20 protein-coding genes are annotated in these 22,104 nt (G+C 39.8%); 5 read left to right on the top strand and 15 right to left on the bottom strand.

The genetic code is table 11. The annotated features are described in order from the left end of the window. Positions 1-222: 222 nt before the first annotated feature. The 8 genes from EGM47_RS08540 to EGM47_RS08505 form a co-directional block, all read right to left on the bottom strand. Positions 223-576 (bottom strand): hypothetical protein, encoded by a 354-nt coding sequence (locus EGM47_RS08540; RefSeq protein WP_124980390.1) that lies wholly within the window; start codon positions 574-576, stop codon positions 223-225. Positions 577-855: 279 nt separating this feature from the next. Beyond that, complete coding sequence (locus EGM47_RS08535; protein ID WP_124980389.1) at positions 856-3,027, bottom strand: DUF3857 domain-containing protein; 2,172 nt, start codon at positions 3,025-3,027, stop codon at positions 856-858. A gap of 41 nt (positions 3,028-3,068) precedes the next feature. After that, positions 3,069-4,994, bottom strand: coding sequence for a transglutaminase domain-containing protein (locus EGM47_RS08530; RefSeq protein WP_124980388.1), 1,926 nt, complete (start codon positions 4,992-4,994; stop codon positions 3,069-3,071). A gap of 160 nt (positions 4,995-5,154) precedes the next feature. Further along, positions 5,155-5,991, bottom strand: a complete 837-nt coding sequence (locus tag EGM47_RS08525; RefSeq protein WP_124980387.1) for an alpha/beta fold hydrolase — start codon at positions 5,989-5,991, stop codon at positions 5,155-5,157. Positions 5,992-6,168: 177 nt separating this feature from the next. Beyond that, positions 6,169-6,786 (bottom strand): L-threonylcarbamoyladenylate synthase, encoded by a 618-nt coding sequence (locus EGM47_RS08520; RefSeq protein WP_124980386.1) that lies wholly within the window; start codon positions 6,784-6,786, stop codon positions 6,169-6,171. A 12-nt stretch (positions 6,787-6,798) separates the two neighbouring features. After that, positions 6,799-7,101 carry a hypothetical protein gene (locus EGM47_RS08515; RefSeq protein WP_124980385.1) on the bottom strand — a complete coding sequence of 101 codons (303 nt, stop codon included), beginning with the start codon at positions 7,099-7,101 and terminating at the stop codon, positions 6,799-6,801. Positions 7,102-7,111: 10 nt separating this feature from the next. After that, the gene (locus tag EGM47_RS08510) at positions 7,112-7,324 is read right to left on the bottom strand and encodes a hypervirulence associated TUDOR domain-containing protein (RefSeq protein WP_124980384.1); all 213 of its coding nucleotides are present in this window, start codon (positions 7,322-7,324) and stop codon (positions 7,112-7,114) included. Positions 7,325-7,491: 167 nt separating this feature from the next. After that, positions 7,492-8,865, bottom strand: a complete 1,374-nt coding sequence (locus EGM47_RS08505; RefSeq protein ID WP_124980383.1) for an aldehyde dehydrogenase — start codon at positions 8,863-8,865, stop codon at positions 7,492-7,494. Between the two features lie 268 nt (positions 8,866-9,133). Here EGM47_RS08505 and EGM47_RS08500 point away from each other — a divergent pair, with 268 nt between their 5' ends. From EGM47_RS08500 to EGM47_RS08480, 5 genes are all read left to right on the top strand, one after another. Next, the gene (locus EGM47_RS08500) at positions 9,134-9,403 is read left to right on the top strand and encodes an acyl carrier protein (RefSeq protein ID WP_124980382.1); all 270 of its coding nucleotides are present in this window, start codon (positions 9,134-9,136) and stop codon (positions 9,401-9,403) included. A 3-nt stretch (positions 9,404-9,406) separates the two neighbouring features. Then, positions 9,407-11,995, top strand: a complete 2,589-nt coding sequence (locus EGM47_RS08495; RefSeq protein WP_124980381.1) for a phosphoenolpyruvate carboxylase — start codon at positions 9,407-9,409, stop codon at positions 11,993-11,995. Positions 11,996-12,098: 103 nt separating this feature from the next. Next, positions 12,099-12,815: an MBL fold metallo-hydrolase gene (locus EGM47_RS08490; protein WP_124980380.1), complete on the top strand. Its 717-nt coding sequence runs from the start codon at positions 12,099-12,101 to the stop codon at positions 12,813-12,815. 1 nt (position 12,816) lies between these two features. Then, positions 12,817-13,437, top strand: coding sequence for a nitroreductase family protein (locus tag EGM47_RS08485; RefSeq protein ID WP_124980379.1), 621 nt, complete (start codon positions 12,817-12,819; stop codon positions 13,435-13,437). A gap of 21 nt (positions 13,438-13,458) precedes the next feature. Continuing rightward, on the top strand, positions 13,459-14,082 hold the full coding sequence (locus EGM47_RS08480) for an NADPH-dependent F420 reductase (RefSeq protein ID WP_124980378.1): 624 nt from the start codon (positions 13,459-13,461) through the stop codon (positions 14,080-14,082). A gap of 84 nt (positions 14,083-14,166) precedes the next feature. Here the strand turns inward: EGM47_RS08480 and EGM47_RS08475 are convergent, their stop codons facing one another. The 7 genes from EGM47_RS08475 to EGM47_RS08445 all read right to left on the bottom strand — a co-directional run. Continuing rightward, a complete protein-coding gene (locus tag EGM47_RS08475; protein WP_124980377.1) occupies positions 14,167-14,466 on the bottom strand; it encodes a hypothetical protein in 300 nt (99 codons plus the stop codon). Positions 14,467-14,611: 145 nt separating this feature from the next. After that, the gene (locus EGM47_RS08470; RefSeq protein WP_124980376.1) at positions 14,612-15,598 is read right to left on the bottom strand and encodes a TerC family protein; all 987 of its coding nucleotides are present in this window, start codon (positions 15,596-15,598) and stop codon (positions 14,612-14,614) included. 76 nt (positions 15,599-15,674) lie between these two features. Continuing rightward, positions 15,675-16,076, bottom strand: a complete 402-nt coding sequence (locus EGM47_RS08465) for a hypothetical protein (RefSeq protein WP_124980375.1) — start codon at positions 16,074-16,076, stop codon at positions 15,675-15,677. A gap of 4 nt (positions 16,077-16,080) precedes the next feature. Next, entirely contained in the window at positions 16,081-16,386 is a 306-nt protein-coding gene (locus EGM47_RS08460; RefSeq protein WP_124980374.1) for an HPF/RaiA family ribosome-associated protein, read from the bottom strand. 190 nt (positions 16,387-16,576) lie between these two features. Beyond that, positions 16,577-18,466: an OmpA family protein gene (locus tag EGM47_RS08455; RefSeq protein ID WP_124980373.1), complete on the bottom strand. Its 1,890-nt coding sequence runs from the start codon at positions 18,464-18,466 to the stop codon at positions 16,577-16,579. A gap of 16 nt (positions 18,467-18,482) precedes the next feature. Then, positions 18,483-19,418 carry a PorP/SprF family type IX secretion system membrane protein gene (locus EGM47_RS08450; protein WP_240642367.1) on the bottom strand — a complete coding sequence of 312 codons (936 nt, stop codon included), beginning with the start codon at positions 19,416-19,418 and terminating at the stop codon, positions 18,483-18,485. Between the two features lie 36 nt (positions 19,419-19,454). Then, positions 19,455-22,104, bottom strand: a 2,650-nt coding sequence (locus EGM47_RS08445) for a gliding motility-associated C-terminal domain-containing protein (protein WP_164510848.1), incomplete at its 5' end; no start/stop codon positions are given.

The raw sequence follows: 22,104 nt of genomic DNA, 5'->3' as shown, positions 1-22,104 counted from the left end.
AATTGACCTATTTCTAGTATTGTTTCTAACCAACTTAAGCTATGTAAGATAAGCACAAGATCATCTCTTAACCTCAGGTATTTGGCTAAAAACCCAAGCCTAAATTATTGCTCATATGACCAGGAAAAAAAAATAAAAACGGGACAGCGACCTATTCAGCCTAAAAGAATTCCAAAGAAGATTGTCCTCCAAGAATATAGTGGTTGCTATAAGAAGGTAGTGCTAGAACTGATCCCTCATGATTTGTGAAGGGATCTGCCCGCCTAAACTCCTAAAAGCTGTTGGGATTTTGATCAATTTTAATAAATGACATCCAGCTTTGGCCAAAGCTTTGCGCATATGCTCCATCTTTCCTTCCATGAGCTCTATACAAAGAATACATTTTTTGGAGCTGTCATCATTATTGTCTTCCATTAGATCCTGTAATTCTGTATCTATAGTAGGTTTGATTTTGCTGATTTGGAGCTGCTCCTGATCAACACCGAATTGGGCTTGAAGGTCCTGCCAGATTTGGGACAATCGGGCTGCATTGACACTGTCTTCTAGAACGGCAATAAATTGTAGTGATCTGGACATAAGGCTTTATTTTACCAAGTGAAATTACAGTATTTTTATTCAGAAATTTCTCAAGGTTATATTAAAACCTTGCATCAAAAACTCGTGTCAAAAGACACAAGCCCATTGATAGATTTTCAGCATATAATTACTGATTCACACAGGTAAATATAGAAAAGCAGATAAAGGTGATTGTGGTGATTTATCCAAAGTTTGACTTAATGATTTTGTAGTTTTTCTAAAAAGAAAAACGCCTGATGTTCGGTCAGACGTTTTTAAATGTTATAATGTCTTTAGAAATCAAACTTTTTGCAGTAATACCTTGGCTTGATTAAATTCAAATGCTGCATCCAACCAAGGAAGCATATCTTTCCATTGTGTAACGGGTAGGTAATTTTTCTTGTAAATCTTAGTGGATTGCACTTTAAGTTGTTTTCCATCTGATTGAGCCGTGACCTTAAATGCCCCGGTTTCATTCTCGATAGATTGATTTAACTTTTCCACTCCCTTTAAGGTATAACCTTCAGGAATAGTAAAGGTGATGTCGTAAGTATAGGTTTTAGGATGGTCAATATAGATGTCTACTTTTCTCGTCCTTTCCTCTTCCTCAATTTCGACTTGGCCACCTATAAATTTCCCGATTTCCAAAATAAGGTTGGGTCCAGCTTTTTTGACAAATTTTTCTTTGATGACGTAATTTTCTGAGATGCTTAATGGAGCTTCTTCTTCATAACGGCCCGAAGAAATATAAGCATTGTCATAATCCTCAATTTTTGCATCCCATTCTTTTTCCACAGATGTTTTTCTGTTCTCTTTATATTCCTTTACCGTCTCATCTTCTAACGCCTTAAACTTAGGAGGATTTTCTCTTTTTTCCCTTTTACTACCGCAATCGTAAAAATGTGTTGAGTCAAATCTTTCATAATCTTCTTTCAAAAAATCAACCCATGAAATCCAACTATAAATATAATCCTGTAGGAATTGACCTGAAGCAGTCATGGTACGCTCTAGAGCGATATCATTGGATGCGGTAAGACTCAATTCAATATCTTCAGTATATACATTATCTTCTGGTGAACTGGTTGGTAGAGTTTCGATCGTTATATCAGTGATCTTTTTCCCTTTCACCACCTTTCCTACATAAACTTCAGCACCTTCAAGGCTGGCCATATTTTGGTTCAGTTTCATGTTTTCATTGTAGGTAAAGAAATAGAGTGGAGAAGGAGTATTAATTCTAATACCTACTCTAGCATTGGCTTTGATCAGCATATCCTCGATCGCCCCATCGTATCTTGGCTGGGCCATCAAAATATCGTAATCTACATCTAGTTTTTCACATAATACCCGCAGAAAGTCAATTACCTCCTTAGCTTCTGAATATCGCCCATAATAAAGGTGATTACATCTGGGATTGGGATAAGCTCCAATCAAATCTGACTGGTAAGCAAAAATTCCCTCGTAGTACTTTGTGTTCCCGTAAAACCGTAGCCATTCAAGAGCCTTATGAAATTTTTGTTCTTGATCAGTGATATTATTTTCCTTGAGGTATTTTAATGCGCTTCTTACTAGATCATCGTCCGCACGACCAAACTTCCTATCGTAGAAATCCAGCACATCTTGTTTTGTAACTATAGCTTTTCGCTCACCATCCTCACCTTTAAAAATCGGTGAGAAAGTTTCATTTCCTCTCGATCTTGCAAAACAAACTTGAAACTTAACCGAAGGCTCTTCAATTAATGGGTAATACCAACGCCTTGCATCTAAACGCTCCAGATGGCTTGCTTCTACCGCATATTTTTTGGTCGCATTGCGATCGGTTGGTATCTCTTTAACTGGTGGAGCACCGTTGTACGAATTCATGTTAAGAAAGAAGTCATTCTCTACTTCTACGGCCAATTTATAGCTTAAGATGGGGTAATCATCTTTTAATGTAGTCTCTATAGGGTCATATAGTTCAAAACCCGAAGCATCGGTTTGTTTCTCTTCTGAAAAAATAAAGAGATCAACAATATCACCAATTTCCAAATTTGGAATGGCAATTTTACGTGTTTCATCCTCTAGAACTTCCTCTTGTGAGATATCTACTTTAACTATAGTAGCATCTGGTTTTATCAATCTAATCCCTAAAAAGGTTTCTTTTTTTGAAAAGGTACGCCACATGAATCCTTGTCTGGAATCCTTGCTCAGTCTGATTTCAGAAAAATCTTCCAGAGAGGCCTGATCTTGTATTTTGACGACTTGATGTTTACTCCTGGTAATATAAACGCGTCTACCACTATTGATGTACCTAATGTAACTGTCATCCTCTAAAATGATAGCGCTTTCATCATTCCATTGTTGGGGTATGGATAAGGCAATCATTTCATCGGGTGACATTTTCCAAAATTCCGCTTCTAACTCTGCTTGATCTTGGGCATAATTAAGCTGAACAACTAATGAAAATAAAAGACTGATGTAAATAATTCGATGCATGAAATTGGAATTGGTTAATTGGATTGAAAATGGATTTTTAATTAAGATTTTTTAAGCACTACTTGTTCGTCATAAAATGATTTAAGGCGTTTTATACTCTCATTCCACAGTGAGAAATCTTCTACAGCAATCATACGTTTCTTGATAGCAATTTGAGATGTATAGACAACTTGATCCCCTTGTTGTTGATAGGATTTCTTAATCCTAAGATATTTATTGTCAATGTCCAGAGGTTCTGGTAAAGAACTTACTGAAATGCCAGAAGGGAGCTTGAGGTTAAAGTTTTTGGTTTCTTGACCTTTGTGACTTAACATTAGGGGATTCTGACGGTCAACGTCTAGTTGCGCTTCTGCCAAATATCTTACTGGGTCTAATTCCATATAATAGGTGTTGTCAAACTCACTGACCGAGTTTTTGACTCTCATAGAATACTGAAGACTGAGGTCGTTATCTCTGTCGGCAGGATCAAAACTGGAGTTCAGTTCGATAGAAGCGTTTTCGTTTCCATCTTTTAAGACTCTTAGTAGAACTTCTTCTCTTTTGTCTAAAGGGACATTAGTAAATCTGTACAAGAAACTAGAAGCCCCTTCACCAGAAAACGTCCTGGATATATCGGCTACCAAATCAGCACCCTCCATATTAAGTTTTGCATCATAGGATTCTGTGTTTGCACTATCGTTAGATTCAGGAACTTTTTTCAATATAAAATCATCCCCATTTTCAATCATCGCCTGTTTGCCTTGGATACGAGTGGCAAAGGATCCAAACTTGTTAAATTTTTCAGTCCCATCGAGAAACACTGGTTCGCCATCAATCATTATTGCGGAAATCATGTGATTATCCACGCTCAGCGAAGGGGTGGAGTAGTCATAGGCAATATGATCTGTACCGATCCAAACCAGTCTAGCGTCAAAACCAGCAATGCTTAACATTGTCTTTAGCAGAATTGCCATGCCTTTACAGTCTCCATAACGCTTTTCAAATACATTTTGAGGTGCATCAGGTTGAAACCCAGCTAATCCATCTTCAAAAGCGATATACTTGATATTGTCTTGAACCCAGTAATAAATGGCCTTGATTTTTTCTTCATCCTTTTCAAGTCCTTGAACGAGCTCTTGAACCTTTTCATCAATGGCAGATTCTTCAATCTTAACCTCATTGACGAGTTGTCTATACCATGCGTACAAATCCTTGGTTTCTTTGAAAAGGATTTGTTCTTCTCCTGATGAATCTATAAAGCTTTTGGACAACAGCAAAACATGTGGATAAACGTAAGAACTACCTGGCATAAGATATTCCCTTTTACTAGGTGGAATCCTCTTTAAGGTATAGGTGACCAGGCGGAAATCTTCTTCCTCCTTTTCAGTTCTTTTTATATCATGCGTATCCACATTAAACTCCTTGATTTCCAAATCTAGCCAAGAAGGTATTTTAAAAGTAACAGTACCTTCAATGATTCGATAAGGCTCCACAAAATACTGACTGGTCAAATATTTGATATCCTGATATTCTTTTTCCTCTTCCACACTTAGCGTGTAGCCTTGAAGAGGGAAATTCAACTTACCAAACTGAACACGGTAATCGTTGTGAAAGATAGACTCGTCAGAATAGGCTTCATCTTCAATTTCCCATTCTTGTTTACGGTCCCTTCGAGAGCGTAGTTCCAATTTTTCTATGCTTGATTCATTGTCATAACCTGTGGAATAGCCTATAGTTGCGCGATTAGAAATAGAAAAAAACGTGATATGCTTTGATACAGTAGCTTCTACTTTACCAGAGGATCTGTTTTTATCAAAACTGATATAGATATCTTGATTTTTAATGACAACCTCATCGTCTGGGTAATCAGCGAGGAGTTCTTTGGCGAGAATTTTATCTGCATCGGTTGGATTGTCTCGTTGTGCATAAAGTAAACTACCGAGACATAGGGCTGCGACCATTAAAAGTCGCTTGGTGGGCTGAATCATAATTAAGTCTTAAAAAACAAATATATCCAACCTCCCTGATAATACAAGTATTTTACTTTTAAGCCTTGCTATCAAGGTCTTTTTACCGATAAAAAACTTAAATGCCATAAAAAAACTCCCAAAATCTAATTTGGGAGTTTGATTGTTATTGTAAAAACTATCAGCCCTTGAGGAAATCCAATAATATGTTGTTCAACTCTTCGGAATGTGTCACATACAATCCATGTGGCGCACCTGAGATGATCTCTAGTTTTGAATCTTTGACAATAGAATGCCCTTGTTGCGAACTGGGTTTCAAAGGTACGACTTGGTCGGCATCACCGTGTATAAATAATGTTGGAACATTTACTTTTTCTAGCGCAGGTCTTAAATCAGTACGACCAAAAGCATTGATACAATCCAAGGTTCCTTTTGGACTGGCGTTTACAGCGATATTAAAATTATAGTCTAACTGGCCTTGTGATACCCGATCTTTATTCTCTTCATAATTGACAAAAGCATCACCAAATCCTTTTAAGAAACCAGCACGATCATTTTTTATATTATTTTCCATGTCTTTAAAGACTTCATCAGGAGCGCCGTCAGGGTTATTTTCAGTTTTTAGAAGGTATGGAGCGATCGAACTAACAAATATTAGTTTTGACAACTTTTGATTACCAAATGTATTCACATACTGGGCCAGCTCACCACCACCCATAGAAAATCCTACCAAGGTTACATTGCTCAAATCTAATCTATCGATCAAATCCTTCAGATCCAAAGCCATATGATGATAATCATAACCTCTGTATGGTCTTGACGATCTACCGAAACCTCTGCGATCATAGGTGATGACCCGGTAACCAGCATCGATCAAAGCAGGAACTTGATATTCCCACATGGCACCACTCAATGGCCATCCATGAATTAAAATAATTGGATCACCGCTACCGTGATCTTCATAATAAATTTGTACATCGGCGTCTTGTCCAGCCGTAGTTTTCTGTAAATATGGCATAGTATTTTATTTGATCAGTTAAGATAATAAAGCACTCTCCTAAAGTTTGTAATAAATTGTGAAATATGAAATAAATAAGAATTTGCCAGGTACCTGTAACGGATCTTCTAAGCTTACCATGCCAGCGATGAAATGATTCTTCTGTTTAAAATGCCGAGATATCTGCAATTACCGAGATTACAGCTCCACGCTGCCTTTACCTTCCCTGATCAGTACAGGTTCGTTTCCGGTTAAATCGATAACAGTAGATCCTACGTTTCCTCCGTAGCCGCCATCGATGACAAAATCCACGAGTTTGCCCCATTTTTCCAGGATAAGACTGGGATCCGTAGTATATTCAATCACATCGTCCTCGTCTTTGATAGACGTTGAAATAATAGGGTTACCTAATGCGCGAACCAAAGAAGTTGCCGTATTGTTGTCGGGAACTCTGATCCCAACCGTCCTCTTCTTTTTAAAAAAGGTAGGTAAATTGTTACTGCCAGGGAGGATAAAGGTGTAAGGTCCTGGTAAATTTCTTTTTAAGAGCTTAAAAGTTGCAGAATCTATCTGACTGGCAAATTCGCTCAGATTACTCAAGTCTTCACAAATAAATGAAAAGTTGGCTTTGTCCAATTTGACGTTCTTCAAACGGGCTACCTTTTCCAGGGCACCTTTATTGGTGATGTCACAACCTAAACCATAAACCGTATCGGTAGGATAAATAATTAGTGCGCCATCCCTCATGGCTTCTACAATACGTTTGAGATCTTTTGGGTTAGGATGGTCGTCATAGACTTTGATCAACTCGGCCATAGCTGGAATTTATTAAGGTCTTGAGACAATATGTTTAAAAGGAAGCAGAATGATGGCCAATGCAATGATGGCCAGAATAATTTTAATCCATACCAAAAGATTACCATTCTCTGAGTCTGGAATCAGATCATAATGATATTTCCCATTGCGATCTACCTTGACTGAAATCGTACTCCCACCATCAGATCCGTTGCGGTGTTTGTACAACCAAACCCCAGCAGAAATGACTAAGACTGCAAGTAAAATGGACGAAATCACCATGCCGGTGGACCATTGCCATAACAAACTTGATGTGGTGGTTGATGTCAAATACATACTTTGTCAGTTAATCTGCTCGTTTGACTTCGCTTTCTAATTTGAGAACACTAGCGCCATCATCTTGTTTAATGTACAGTGCTTTATTCCCTTCCTCTCCTTTTCGGGTCACTTCATTGCCCTCAATGGTGCGGGTTACTTCTTTGGTAAATGTGGATTGCACTTTACCAACAGCCGTTCCGTTGCCCCAATCCCATTGTACTTTTGTTCCCTCTTTAATCATTTTTTCTTTTAAAGATACTATGGTTTGCGCTTTCGCGAAAGCGAAACTCACTTACTTTAACCCTAAATTATGATAAGCCAAATTTTTTAAGCGCTATCAGGATTCCGCTGGGTAACACTAAATAGTGCTGAAATGAATAGAGTAAATTAAACCTCAATAGGTGCCACTTACAGCCAGGTGAGTAAGGACCTCATTTTTTTGAATTTACCTTTGTAGGGGGCATAGCGAACGGGCAAATCCAACCATGTACCGCGATGAATCACTCCCTTATAATGCGAAAAGGTATCAAAAGTCTTTTTACCGTGGTAACTACCGATACCGCTGTTCCCAACGCCTCCAAATGGCACGCGGTCGTTGACAAATTGCACGATGCTATCATTGATGACTCCGCCACCAAAGGAAAAACGATGAATAAACCAGTGCTGAAATTTTTTATCTTTTGAAAAACAATAACCGCCCAAAGGCTTTGGGTAGCTTTCAATCCAATCGACCACCTCCTGTTGATCTTTATAGGAGATGACAGGTAATATCGGGCCAAAAATCTCACCTTGCATGACCGCTGATTCACGATTGGGTTCGTCCAAAAGACTAGGCGAGAAATACAACTGTTGTTTATCGTGATTGCCCCCCATCAGACAGGTTTGCCCTTCCAAATAATTGACCAGTTGATCAAAATGCGCTTCTCTAATAATTCTGGGAAAGTCGGGAGAGTTTTTTGGATCCGTACCAAAAGCCTTTTCCACTTCCTTTTTGATGCATTCTATCAATTGGTCTTTAACCGTATGATGCACCAATAAATAATCCGGCGCGATACAGGTCTGTCCCGCGTTGAGAAATTTACCCCATACAATTCTGCGTGCTGTGAGTGGAATAGGCGCACTAGGATCAATTACACAAGGATTTTTACCGCCTAATTCGAGTGTGACGGGTGTAAGGTATTGGGCTGCGGCTTGGTATATTTTTTTTCCAACACCTGGACTTCCTGTGAAAAAGATGTAATCCCATTGTAGCCCAGTCAATTGCTGTGCGATGGTAGCGTCGCCTAGAACCACGCTCACATGGCCTGGTTCAAAAGCTTCGCTGATCAATTCATTGAGTAAAGTACTAGTAGCAGATGAGAACTCACTTGGCTTAAGGATCACCGTATTTCCTGCCGCTACCGCTCCAATCAATGGCGCCAGTGCCAACTGAAAAGGATAATTCCAAGGCGATATGATCAAGGTGTTTCCGTAAGGCTCAGGGTATCGCCTGGCATGGGAGGGAAAATTAAATAGGGAAGGTTTGACCTTTTGGGGCTTGGACCAATTTTTTGTGTGATAAATAAACTTTTTGAGTTCGCTCAATACTACTTGATACTCTGTCAAAAAAGTCTCGTATTTACTTTTACCCAGGTCTTCTGCCAGTGCTTGATACACTTCCTCTTCACGTTTGGATAACAAGTTTTGGAGTCGTTGCAGACTGTTGACCCGATAGGAGATCTCCAGGCTTTTTCTGGATTTAAAAAATGTTTGCTGTAGTTGATATAAATCAGGGATCTCCATGATGTAAATATACTTGATTTGGCTCTAAATTTCAGGGGGATTGATACACGAATGACCAGAAAATAAATGTTTTCAAAGCAACTGGTAAAGCTGGACTAAAACACTTGTTATCAAATTATAACATTTAATTTAAAGCCTGCTGCAATCAAGTAATCAAAACCTCAATCAACTATAAGGTTTGCGTGGAAAGTATTGCAAAGACTGTCCTAAATCCTTGATCATTCTGCCAGATAGATCGTACATTTATCTTACTACAAAATTATTACACATGACTGACCAACAAATCGAGGAATCCTTATTCCGCATTGTCAAAGTGTATCTTCCCCAAGATGTATCTGCAGATGCTATTCAACGCGACAGCCATTTGATGCAAGACTTGGGAATCAACAGCGCACACCTGGTAGATATTGCCCTTGACGTAGAAGACGAATTTGACATCATGTTACAGGAACCAGATATGGAAGAGATGCAAACCGTGGAAGATGCCATCCGTATTGTAAATAAAAAGATTTCCACGACCGAATCCTCTCAAACTTAAAACATGTCTAGACTACCCAGAATTGAAAGATTTAGAAACGAAGTAGAATCTAAATACCAAATCTTTAACGGTATATTCATGACGCTTCCCTTTGATAGAATATCAAATACGGGAGGCCTGTTACCGCTGTTTCACGAATTGTGCATTCGCGGTTACGATAAAGGAAAGAACCCTACAGAGATTGTTGAATATTTCTTTGAGCGCTATATGCGTGACAGTAAGCAGGAAGAACGGGATGCCATGCTGTTTAGGTTTATTCAATATATAGAACGTCAGGTAGTTTTGTTTGATGCCATTGAAGATGCTGCCTTCGGCAAAGTAAATAACCTAGATGGTAGAGGTAGTTTACGTAGTATCAAGGACGAGGCAGTAGCATTAAATAAAACCGAGGCGCTATCTCAGTACCTCAAAGAATTCAAGGTACGACCTGTTTTAACCGCTCACCCCACCCAATTCTATCCAGGCGCTGTGTTGGGAATCATCAATGATCTAGGCACCGCTGTGAAGAAAAATAACATACAGCAAGTAAAGCTCTTGCTAGCACAATTGGGAAAGACTCCGTTCTTTAAAAAAGAAAAGCCCACACCTTACGATGAAGCCATCAGCCTGATCTGGTATTTGGAGAATGTGTTTTATCATGCCATGGGGAACATTTATGATTATTTAAAAACCCATATCCCAAATCCGGAGGACTTTAAAAACCAAATTGTAGAAATTGGCTTTTGGCCAGGTGGAGATAGGGATGGGAATCCATTTGTAACTACTGAAATCACCCTAGATGTCGCCAAAAGATTGAGGGCTACTCTTTTTAGGAACTACTATAGAGACTTAAGGAAACTGAGGAGGAGGCTTACTTTTAAAGGGGTGGAAGAACGTTTGAGTGAGCTAGAAGCCTTATGCTATAAAGCAATTTTTGAAGAGGAGGTTTTCGAATTTACACCTCAGGACATGATCGACAGGATGACCGAGATCAAAAAAATTCTGAAGGATCAACACAACGCGCTGTTTATGGACCGCGTAGAAAGTTTTATTCATAAGATCGAGCTTTTCGGATTCCATTTTGCTACACTAGATATTCGCCAGGATAGTAGTGCCCATGATGCGGTATTCGACGAAATATTGAAATACGCCGCTACCGAGCAAGGTGAAAAAAAAGTGCAAGGTCTGCCTGAAGATTACCAAAGTCTTAGTGAGCAAGAAAAACTAAACGTGCTTGTAAAAGTTAAAGGCGAGATCAATCCGGCAGACTTTAAGGACGAATATACCCAGCGCACCTTGAGTAGTATTCAGGCCATTAAAACCATCCAAGAACGAAATGGTAGAGCCGGATGTAATCGTTACATCATTTCAAACACCCAAAAAATATCCCATATCATGGAGGTTTACGCGATGATACGTCTGTGTGGTATGGAAGAACCACCCATCAATGTTGTGCCATTATTTGAAACCGTACCAGACCTTATAGCTGCCAAAGAGGTCATGGGAGCACTCTATACCAATCAACATTATCGCGACCATATCAAGCGCATGGGAGATACACAGCACATCATGTTAGGATTCAGCGATGGAACAAAGGATGGAGGTTATTTAATGGCCAACTGGAGTATTTACAAAGCGAAGGAATCCCTCACTGAGGTTTCCAGGAAATTTGATGTAGATGTCGTCTTTTTTGACGGTAGAGGAGGACCACCAGCCAGAGGTGGGGGTCAGACACATGATTTTTATGCCTCAATGGGCTCCAAAATCGAAGCCAAGGAAATACAGTTAACTATTCAAGGTCAGACAATTAGTTCAAAGTTCGGTACCTTAGAAAGTTGTCAGTACAACCTTGAGCAATTACTTAGTAGTGGAGTAAGCAATGCGGTGTATGCCAATGAAGAAAATGACTTGAGTCCAGAAGACCGGCAAACCATGCAGGAACTGGCTGAAACAAGTTATCAAGCCTATACCGATTTTAAAGCTCACCCTAAATTCCTGCCTTATCTTGAGAAGATGAGTACGCTGAAATACTATGCCAAAACAAATATCGGTAGTCGACCCAGTAAAAGAGGAGGTAGTAGCGAATTAAAATTCTCTGATCTTCGGGCCATTCCTTTTGTGGGTTCCTGGAGTCAGCTCAAGCAAAATGTACCTGGTTTTTATGGTGTAGGGACTGCTTTGGAACGCATTGCCAACGAAGGTAAATGGGAATCGGCTGAACAGCTGTATAGAAACAACCGGTTTTTCCGTACCTTGTTGGATAACAGCATGATGAGTTTAACGAAGTCATTCTTTGGTTTAACTGCTTATATGCAGAATGATCCAGAGTATGGTGATTTTTGGAACCTCGTACATGAAGAATATGAACGTTCTAAAAAATATATGCTGAAAATTTCGGGCATGCAGGAACTCATGGAAAATGAACCCGCAGGAAAAGCCAGTATTCAGGCCCGTGAACATATTGTATTGCCGCTTTTAACCATACAACAGTATGCATTAAAAAAGGTTCAGGACATGAATCGAGAACAAAAAAGCCAAGATCGGGACATTTATGAACGTATGGTCACCCGATCATTATATGGGAATATCAATGCCAGCAGGAACTCTGCTTAATATTTTTGAGGCTTTTAGTTAAAACACTATTAAGCCCTTGGTTAAAGTCTCTTAAATCCAAAGATTCCGCATCAACTCATCCTTACTTTTAAATAAAAAGATAATGGATAAGGATGATAATGTGGATATATTCACCAGGCTGGACGAGTTGCGTACCGCAGTTTTTGGTCAGTCGGTAAAAATCCTACCGGATACTTTTTTGCTCAAATTTGAAAAACTTGAAAACAGGTTTGGCAACGCTTATGCCATAAGACATCGCAATAGGAAAGACCTCGTCCTTATTGATACGGTAAGGAAAGAACATGAGCAGGAGCTGGTACGCTTTCGCGAAAGCGGATACGATATCAAAGCAATTCTATTGACCCATAGTGATTTGATTGGGCAGAGCTTTGATACTTTGTCCAATATTGCCAATCGATTTGAGACACAAGTCTACATTCATCCGCTAGATTCTCAGAGCACTGGAGCCCTCGACATAACAGGTTACCACGATGTTTATAAAGAATTTGACTTGAGTATATTTCATACCCCAGGTCACACCAGTGGCTCTATAGTCATCTATTGTGGCATCAATAAGGCACTGTTTGTGGGCGATAGTGCAGTTGGAGCACCATATGATAACAATGCCTATTATTTTGAACGGCCTATCATTGAGAATCCGCAAAACGATCTAGCACTTACAGAAAGCTGGCGATCCATGTCTATCGAATTTGAACACTTCTTACCACTTCACGGTAAGCCTCAATTTGATATTACCGAATTAGAGCGGATGTCTATTCTACGAAATCTTACAAAAACAGAACCTACTAAAACCTTATAATATGAGTACAACAGAAACAATCATTAAAAAAGACACACCAACTGACCATAAAATTCTTGATGTAATCAAGAACAGATGGAGTCCTCGAACTTTTTCTGAGCAACCTATTTCACATGAGGAATTACAAATACTTTTTGAAGCAGGACGTTGGGCACCAAGTTCAAATAATCTTCAGCCATGGCATATCGTATGGGGTGTCAAGGGAAGTGATACTTATGATCGCATCATGGAATGTTTAATGGAATTCAATCAAAATTGGGCCAAAAATGCACCTGTGCTACTACTGGGTGTGATCCATACAAAAACACCTAAAGGAGACGACAATTACCATGCGCCGCATGATTTAGGGCAGTTTGCAGCCAATATGGCCATACAAGCCCAAAGCATGGGGATTGCGATGCATCAAATGGCAGGAATTAACTATGAGGAAGCCAAAAAAGAATTTGAATTCCCTGAGGATTTTCACGTAGCTACCGCTATTGCACTGGGTTATTATGGTGGATCCTTAGAAGATGTTCCGGAAGACTTAAGGGATGCGGAAGAAGGTCCAAGAAAGCGGAAACCTCAAGAGGATTTCGTTTTTAATGGGAATTATAGAGAAACGGCAGAATTAGAAAAGTAAAATCTTTTAAAAAAAAATGTTATGAAAATTGGAATTATAGGAAGTGGAAATATTGGAGGAAATCTCGGTAAACACTGGGCTAAAGCTGGACACGAAATTTTGTTCAGCTCACGTCATCCTGATCAATTAAAAGATCTGGTAAGAGAAACAGAAGGTAATGCCAAAGCGGTAAGTGTGGCAGAAGCATGGGAAGCAAATGCAGATGCCTACCTACTAGCAACTCCATTTAATGCAGTTGATAAAATAGCAGAATTGTATGCTGGGGAATATAAAAATAAAGTGATTATCGATGCTACCAATCCGTACCCAGAAAGGGACGGTCAGATGGCGCAAGAAGTGCGAGATAGTAATCGCAATAGTAGTGAGTATGTGGCCACCAGATTTAACACAGCTCGTACAGCCAAAGCTTTTAATACTATACATGCTCAACACATCAAAGATATGGCCTGGAGAAACGTAGATAAGGTGGCAGTTCCATTTGCCGCGCAAGATGAAACCAGTAAAAATGTTGCCGCACAACTGATTGGCGATATAGGTTTTGAACCAGTGTATGCAGGAGATCTTGCCGAGACCACTAAAATGGAAGTAGATCAGGAGGTATATGGAAAATCATTGCCCGCTCAAGAACTGCGTCAATTGATGTAGGTAAGTTTATTTTCTTTAAAGAAATCGGCATCTGTAAAACTTGTTACAGATGCCGATTTTAGTTTAAGCAATAAATAGTATTAATTAGGCCGACATAAGAGTTGACTGTACTTCTCCGCAAATTTTATTTCTTATTAAGTCGGTTACTTTAACTGCCGATTTTTTGAAAGTCAATGATGCCACCTCACAGTGTACAACAGTATGATCAATATAGGCATTGATGGTAACCACTTCTCGGCATCTATTTTTTATATCAATAATTTTTTTGAAAGTCACATCTGCCCGTTGGATCAGGTCTTGTTCTATCAAAGGTTGTATTAATTCTTCCGTAAAGCTTTCCAATTTCTGATTGGTAGGTACGTGCACATAAAAAAATTGAATCATGGTACTTGTTTTCACTACTTACGTAGGAAAAACAATTGTGGTTTTCAATTAAATGTTAAAAAAATCGATAAAACTCCAATCTTTAGATATAGCAGTCGATTAAAAACGGAATAGGGTTGACGAAGTTGAAACCAAATGGTACAACCTAGATGTCTTTTTCGGTGTTGAGCGTTTCTTTTTGATCTTTCTTGTCTGCAGGCGTTGCTTTATAGAAATGAGAAAATAAGGCACCTACGGTTAATGCTAAAAAGATGACGCCTAAAGACAACCATTCTGGAAAATGAACGTGATGTACCAATATCATTTTGATACCGACGAAAGCCAAAATAGCGACTAATGAATAATGAATGTATTGGAATTTATCCAGCAAGTTAGACAAGAAGAAATACATACTACGCAATCCCATGATAGCTAATATATTACTGGAAAAAACCAGAAAAGGATCTGCAGTTATCGCCAATATAGCAGGAATAGAATCCAGGGCAAACAATACATCCGTTAACTCGATGACCACCAAGGCCAGAAATAAAGGGGTAGCTATACGCTTACCCATTTTGACAATAAAGAGTTTTTGTCCTTCCAATCGGTCGGTCACTGGAAACATTTTGCGAGCATACCTGTATATAGCCGATTGCTCAGGATCGAACTCCTCGTCATGGCTGGTCAACATTTTAAAAGCTGTGTACAGAAGAAATGCACCAAAAACATAAGTCATCCAGCTTACCTGACTGATCAAAGCCACACCAAAAAGGATCATGAGTGCTCTAAACACCAAGGCACCAACAATTCCCCAAAATAACACCCGATGTTGATATTTCTGCGGAATACCAAAGGACTTGAAGATCACAGCAATGACAAAAATATTATCGATACTCAGGGAAAGCTCGATCAGATAGCCTGTAAGGTATTTTAAGGCAGCATTCCAGGCACCGAGATTGTCTGGGTTAGCAATTAAGCCCTCATCGTATATGTAATACACTCCAAAGGTAAACAACAAGGCAATTCCTACCCAAAGCGCTGTGTATTTTGATGCCTCTTTGGTATCAATGACATGAGCGTTTCTATTAAATACAAATAAGTCTAGCGCTAGGAAAATACAAACGACGACGACAAAGGCAATCCAAACAATCATAAAAGGGAGGTAATAAATATAAAGCTCCAAATCTAGAAGAAATGAAGCTTTAAATAAAGTTTGTTTTAATGAAGCATTAAGGTATTCTTACCTCAGCTGTATCATTATCAAAAAATTCCAAAACATCAGAATAGAGTCTAGTTTCTTTAGCCTGACCGCCTCTGATTAAGTAAGGAAAAATAAGCATATCAGGTTCGTGTTGTAAAATCTTTATAGCACCATCACAATCGACATCATGATTTTTACCGTATTTCTCCTCAAAAATCGCATGATCTGTATGGATCAGGTCTCTCACTCGTACCTGTAATAAATCTGCAATTTCCGTCCATACCGTACCAGCCACCTTGTCTTTCGAAACATCAATGGCAAGCAAATTTTTATCGGCGCTTACGGCATAGGCATGGATTTCACGGTGATTTTTTTGTACTGAATTGTATATCAGGATCAGTTGCCTGGGGTCGGTAGCTATAGAAATCATAGGTTTATTGATGAGATATTAGATCTGCTTTTCTTTTTTCGCACTGTGTCTTGAGCTGGTTGACAACTTTATTGACCGATTCGTGAAAAGTAGCATTGGAAGATTCAGCAAAAAGCCTGGGGCCTGGAGCACTCAACCTTATTTCAGTAATCATTCCGGTTTCATCGCTCGCTGTATTTTCAGTTCGATAGAAAACATCTGCTCTAGTCACCCAGTTGTATCGCTCGGCAATGGTTTGAAGTTTCTCTTTGGTATACGCCTCTAGTTCATCACTTCCAGAGACATGTTGATAGTTGAATTGAATATCCATGATATATAATTTTTATTCAATATACTTATCATTTACATCAATCGATGGGGGTTTAAATAAGTCTTATGATGCTTTTGGGAAAGATTTACCTTTTAAAAAAGATGCGTTTGGTCAATGCTGGTCATTTCGCTTTCGCGAAAAAAAATCCCATATCTTTTGGATATGGGATTAATAAAAAACAATTAAATACTTATTGTATGATCTTGAATTCAGATCGGCGATTGATATCGTATTCTTCATCGCTACACATACCTCCACGCACACAATCATTCAAGGGTTGCATCTCACCATAACCTATACTTCGCAATCTGCTCTCATCAATTCCCTGGCTTATCAAGTAGTCCACCGTTGACTTGGCGCGTCGTTTGGACAGCATCAAATTATATTCTTCAGGACCACGGGCGTCAGTATGAGAAGAAACCTCTATTTCCATATCTGGATATTTTTTCATGATGGCTACTAATTCATCCAATGTTTCCGCAGCCTGTGGTCGGATAACGGCCTCGTCAAAATCAAAATAAATCTTATCCAGTTGGACTTGAACATCTCCTTTGCGATCTTCCTTTATTTGCTCCTCAGCATCTTTATAAGAAAGCAGGGTCAAGTAAATATCATGGCTGATCTTCCCATCTTTGTCGGTAGAAAAATCAACATTTACAGGAATGTAAAGCTTACGTGTCCCACGTACCGTGTATTTTTTGTTCGGATCAATTTTGAAGAGATAAGCTGCATCTTCACCTACAATCATATCATCCAATACGGTACCTCTTTCATCCATTAAGGTTACCAATGAACCTGGTAATAGCTCGTTGCTTACACTGTCTCTAACAATTCCAGCCACCTGGTATTTAGTCAATATGTTCTCTTTCCTGGAGGTTCGGTAAATTTTATCAATCCCATCGTCCTTATTGGAAGAGAAATAGGCCATATCCTTATTCTCGTCAACGATATAGGCAAAATCGTCCCAAGAACTATTAATGGTCGTTCCTAAATTGATCGGGCTACCAAATTTACCATTGATCATATCTACTCGGTATAAATCTAAACCACCCAATCCTGGTCGCCCATTGGAAGAAAAATACAGTGTATTTATCTTACTGATATAAGGAAATACCTCTTCGAATTGTGTATTGATAGCTGCCCCCATATTTTTAGGTTCGCTATAAGTTCCATCCTCATTAATAATGACCTGGTACAAGTCAAAGCCTCCGTATCCACCAGGCATATCACTAGAGAAATAAAGATGTCTTCCGTTTTTGCTCACGCTTGGGTGTTGCGTATTATACGTGTCGCTAGAGAAGGGTAGGGCAGTAACATTGCTCCACTGGCCATCCACCATTTCTGCTCGGTATATTTTAATATTAGCAACTTTGACACCATCTACTTTGGTACGCTTTTCACTGGTACGATTGAAGTACATCACTTTACCATCACTAGCAAAAACTGCATTACTTTCATGATTAGGCGTATTAATGGTCGCTGGAAATGCTTTGGCTCCTACGATTTTGGTACCATTTTCCAATCTGGCTTCATAAAGATCTAGGTAAGGCAATCCATTCCAAGAATAAACATCCTCAGAGGATTGTCTGGATGAGGCAAAAGCAACACGATCACCTTCCATCATACTCATACCAAAATCAGACTTAGACCCCTTGTTGTCAAGTGCTACAACGTCAAACACATGAGGAGTGGTCTTATTGAGTTCGTAAATATACTCTTCTGTATTCCAAGAACTCCCCAAGTAAAACTTGAGGTATTGATCAGCTTTTTTATATTCTTTTACCGCCAATAAAGAATGCCCATAACGATAAATACGATCCGTATCAGCGATTTCTCCATACTTGGACACCAACTCATCGTAAGTTGCAGCCGCATCATCTAAACGATTAGTGAAATAATAGGAGTCGGCAAGATTTTGCAGCACTTCTTGAGTAGGTTCCAGCTTTTCATAACTAGGTATGGCTTCACTGTAAGCACGATTCTCAAACAATTTGTTGGTTTGACGTAGATTATATTCCTGTGCGCTCGCGAAAAAGCTCCCGGCCAGTAACACAATCGTGATATATAATGTCGATCTCATGTTTCTCATGGTTGAATTAGAAGAATCTTGGGGAACGATCGTAACCATTTCTCCAGAATTTAGTTTTGATATTGTACAATAGGATAATCTCATGCGAACCTGAATTATAGTTACCCAGATTACTGGTTGTATAGTCATAGGCATATCCTAATTTCAGATCATCGGTCACTTGGAAACTAGCCAATGCACTGACCGCATCATCCCATCTGTAAGCTAATCCCGCCTCAAATTTTTCATTGAATAACAAACTGGCGGTTAAGTCCAACGACAGCGGAGCACCTTTGACACCTTTCAACAGAAAAGCAGGTTTAAATTTGAGGTCATTGTTGATATCCATTACATAACCTGAGGTCAAGAAAAAATGAATATCTTGAACTCCAGTCGCCTGAACACCGTTTTCATTTTCAAGATGGGTTGTAGTCAACAGGTTAGGTGCAGATAATCCTGCATAAAACCTATCTGTAAAATAAAAGGCTCCCAAACCAACATTAGGAAAAGTCTGGGTTACATTTTCATTAAAAGCTACATCTGTATCTCTACCACCGGACTGTAATTCAAATCCATCAAAGTTGGCATCAAACAATGTAACACCAGCTTTGATTCCCAAGGATAGCTTTCCTTCATCACTTACTGGTAATACATAGGCAAAGTCTGCATAGATATTGTTCTCTGTAACCACATTCCCTATATCATCGTTGGTAAATGACAGTCCTAATTCGACCCGATCACTTACTGGATAATGTATAAATGCAGAGGCAGTCTTTGGAGCTCCTTCCAATCCGACCCACTGTGATCTATATAATACGCCTACATTGACTTCTTCTAAATTGTCGGTCGCATAGGCGGGATTAATTATGTTTTGATTGTAACGGTACTGGGTAAATTGTGGATCCTGCTGAGCAAAAGCGCCCAAAGAAATTCCGCAAACCAATACAATGAGTAATTGTTTCATTCTTAAATTTTTCATCTTGTTGATCTCTTTGGGTGATTAGCGGCTTAGGTAAATTCGTCCTTGTCTGGGCTGAGTAGACCCGTCATTGAACTTCAAGATATAATAATACACACCCACAGGAAGTTCGCCAGAACTTAATAAGGCCGACTGGTTACTAAAACCGTTGAATTTTGGGGTTCCAGCAGATCCTTCGTAAACCAAATTCCCATACCTGTTGTAGAATTCCAATTCATAATTGGGGTAAAGGAATTCAATATTGTCTATATCAAAAACATCGTTTACTCCATCACCGTTTGGCGAGAAACCATCAGGAATCGATACCGTTCCACAACCAGAAAGATCAACTGTAACTTCCAGTCGCTGACTACTTTCACAAGCAGTTGCTTGATCAATCAAAACTGCGTAATAGGTAGCACCATCCACAAGAAGCTGTGACGAATCTAAAACCGTGGTGGAACTGATGCTATCATACCAACTGACGTTGTCTTGGGTTGAGTCAAATTCTATGATGTTCTGGGTCAGATTTAAAAGACTTGGTTGGTCATTAATACAAAATACATTCCCACCAGTCTCCAAAGTTGGGGTAGGTGCATCTCCTACACTTACGCTCACGCTAACTCTTGTAGCAGATTCACAACCATTTGCACCAGTCTGGGTAGCAAAATAAGTCGCGCCATCAACCAGGTCGTCGGTAGGATCCAGAGGTATCTGAGCCGTCGCAGTATCGTACCATTGGATCGTTGTTCCGGTGACAGCCACATCGAGATCCATTACCATGGCGTTATCTGTGACACAGAAACTCAACGAGTTGCTCACTACCATTGGTTCGGAGGTAGATGCTATACTGATGTCCAAAGTAGCAGAATCATCTGTGGTACAGGGTCCAGTAGCACTTACTGTATACGTGTAGAGTCCAGCAGTATCTACCGAAGGGTCAAAAATATTGGTACCGCTGGCCAACATAGGACTCCAAGTACCATTACCGTCTGGAGTTCCACCCAGTTGGGTCAACAAGTCAACCGTTGCATCAGAAGTACAGAAAGAAATCACATTGTCCATTCCTGCATTAGGGGCTTGTGTAACTGTTACGTTTATAGTTGCTGTATCCATATTACAAGCACTTGAAACCGTATACGAATACGCACCTGCCGTGTCGATCAAAGGATCAAACACTCCAGTACCACTCGCCAAAGCAGGACTCCAGGTTCCACCAATATCAGCACTTCCTAAGCTGTTAAACAGATCAACAGTGCCGTTGTCAGAACAAAGATCGACCGAGGCATCATTTCCAGCGGTAACAGGTACTTCCACGTTTACTTGTACTACAGTTGAAGCATCTGGACAAGGACTTATACCAGTAACCATGTACTCAAAATTATAAACTCCTGGAGCCACCGTACTTGCGTTGAAGTTACTTCCGGTAACTGCACCAGTTCCATCAGTATCTATCCAAGATCCTCCAGCGTCTTGCGTACCGTCTAGGGCAGTAAACAGATCTACTGAAGCATTGTTATTACATACCGACAATGGAACAGCGTTTCCTGCATTAGAACTCGTATTAATAACAACGCTAACTTGTGTAGCCATAGCAGATTCACAACCTGTAACTGGATCAGTTTGCGTTGCAAAGTAATCACCGCCATCCATCAGTGCATCCGTCGCTGTAAGTAAAGTGTTCTGACCAGCATCTGCATACCACTGTATCATATTTCCAGTAGCTGTAAGGTCGGCAACTGTCGCAGCATCACAGAATTCCTGTGAAGCTGGTGCTACAGGAGCGGCAATATCATTGATAATAACGGAAAGAGTCGCTGTATCTGCGTTACATGCTGCCGATGGAGATACACTGTAAGTAAAGTCGTAACTTCCAGCCGTTAGCGCTGTCAAATCAACAATGCTGCCTGTTAAAGTTCCAGTCGCATCATCGTCTGACCAAGTACCACCTGCATCATTCCCTGCAAGCTGATTGAACAGATCTAATTGTTGTCCAGGAGCGATATCTGTCAAGCAAATTTCAAAATCAGAAGCGCTTCCAGCATCAGGAGCGGGAAGAATGTCAACCATCAGACTGACACTATCTGTACAATTTCCATTGGTAACAGTGTAAGTAAATCCGTAGCTTCCAACCGCCAGCTGAGTGAGGTCTACATCACTGCCTGTCAAAGCTCCAGTAGCATCGTCATCGGTCCATGTACCTCCAACATCATTTCCAGAAAGTTGACCAAATAGATCGAGTGGAGAATTGGCGGCAAGTAGGTCATCACATATTTCATAATTCGTAGCGACCCCAGCACTTACATTTGCATCAATAATTACTTGAACCGTAACATCTACATCCGTACAAGTGCCAATCGGCGGTACAGAGTAAGTAAAGTCGAATGTTCCGGTTCCTAAGGTAGCCAGATCAATTGGGTTCATAATGGTAGCACCGGTAGTATCAGCACCTACATACCAGGTTCCATTGGTATCTTGGGTACCATCCAGTAAGTTGAACAAGTCATAAGGCGAATTTGCCGCAGCTTGATCCTCACATACTTGGAATGGTGTTCCTACGTAATTACCTGATTCCGGAGCTGGTTGAACAGTTACTGGAACTGTAGAAGTATTGGTACATCCGTTGCCATCAGTAATGGTATAGGAGTAATTATAAGTACCTACAGTCAACAAGGTCAAATCTACATCGCTT

The sequence above is a fragment of the Nonlabens xiamenensis genome (genome assembly GCF_003865345.1).
Lineage (GTDB): Bacteria > Bacteroidota > Bacteroidia > Flavobacteriales > Flavobacteriaceae > Nonlabens > Nonlabens xiamenensis.
The sequence above is the reverse complement of the archived record's forward strand: the minus strand, read 5'-3'. Positions and strand labels throughout refer to the sequence as shown.

Excerpts from the sequence above, each read along its gene's own strand:
- EGM47_RS08515 (WP_124980385.1), bottom strand. The coding sequence starts at position 7,101 with ATGTATTTGACATCAACCACCACATCAAGTTTGTTATGGCAATGGTCC.
- EGM47_RS08540 (WP_124980390.1), bottom strand. The coding sequence starts at position 576 with ATGTCCAGATCACTACAATTTATTGCCGTTCTAGAAGACAGTGTCAAT.
- EGM47_RS08535 (WP_124980389.1), bottom strand. The coding sequence starts at position 3,027 with ATGCATCGAATTATTTACATCAGTCTTTTATTTTCATTAGTTGTTCAG.
- EGM47_RS08495 (WP_124980381.1), top strand. The coding sequence starts at position 9,407 with ATGTCTAGACTACCCAGAATTGAAAGATTTAGAAACGAAGTAGAATCT.
- EGM47_RS08505 (WP_124980383.1), bottom strand. The coding sequence starts at position 8,865 with ATGGAGATCCCTGATTTATATCAACTACAGCAAACATTTTTTAAATCC.
- EGM47_RS08490 (WP_124980380.1), top strand. The coding sequence starts at position 12,099 with ATGGATAAGGATGATAATGTGGATATATTCACCAGGCTGGACGAGTTG.
- EGM47_RS08455 (WP_124980373.1), bottom strand. The coding sequence starts at position 18,466 with ATGAGATCGACATTATATATCACGATTGTGTTACTGGCCGGGAGCTTT.
- EGM47_RS08485 (WP_124980379.1), top strand. The coding sequence starts at position 12,817 with ATGAGTACAACAGAAACAATCATTAAAAAAGACACACCAACTGACCAT.
- EGM47_RS08460 (WP_124980374.1), bottom strand. The coding sequence starts at position 16,386 with ATGGATATTCAATTCAACTATCAACATGTCTCTGGAAGTGATGAACTA.
- EGM47_RS08530 (WP_124980388.1), bottom strand. The coding sequence starts at position 4,994 with ATGATTCAGCCCACCAAGCGACTTTTAATGGTCGCAGCCCTATGTCTC.
- EGM47_RS08465 (WP_124980375.1), bottom strand. The coding sequence starts at position 16,076 with ATGATTTCTATAGCTACCGACCCCAGGCAACTGATCCTGATATACAAT.
- EGM47_RS08470 (WP_124980376.1), bottom strand. The coding sequence starts at position 15,598 with ATGATTGTTTGGATTGCCTTTGTCGTCGTCGTTTGTATTTTCCTAGCG.
- EGM47_RS08520 (WP_124980386.1), bottom strand. The coding sequence starts at position 6,786 with ATGGCCGAGTTGATCAAAGTCTATGACGACCATCCTAACCCAAAAGAT.
- EGM47_RS08475 (WP_124980377.1), bottom strand. The coding sequence starts at position 14,466 with ATGATTCAATTTTTTTATGTGCACGTACCTACCAATCAGAAATTGGAA.
- EGM47_RS08450 (WP_240642367.1), bottom strand. The coding sequence starts at position 19,418 with ATGAAACAATTACTCATTGTATTGGTTTGCGGAATTTCTTTGGGCGCT.
- EGM47_RS08525 (WP_124980387.1), bottom strand. The coding sequence starts at position 5,991 with ATGCCATATTTACAGAAAACTACGGCTGGACAAGACGCCGATGTACAA.
- EGM47_RS08510 (WP_124980384.1), bottom strand. The coding sequence starts at position 7,324 with ATGATTAAAGAGGGAACAAAAGTACAATGGGATTGGGGCAACGGAACG.
- EGM47_RS08500 (WP_124980382.1), top strand. The coding sequence starts at position 9,134 with ATGACTGACCAACAAATCGAGGAATCCTTATTCCGCATTGTCAAAGTG.
- EGM47_RS08480 (WP_124980378.1), top strand. The coding sequence starts at position 13,459 with ATGAAAATTGGAATTATAGGAAGTGGAAATATTGGAGGAAATCTCGGT.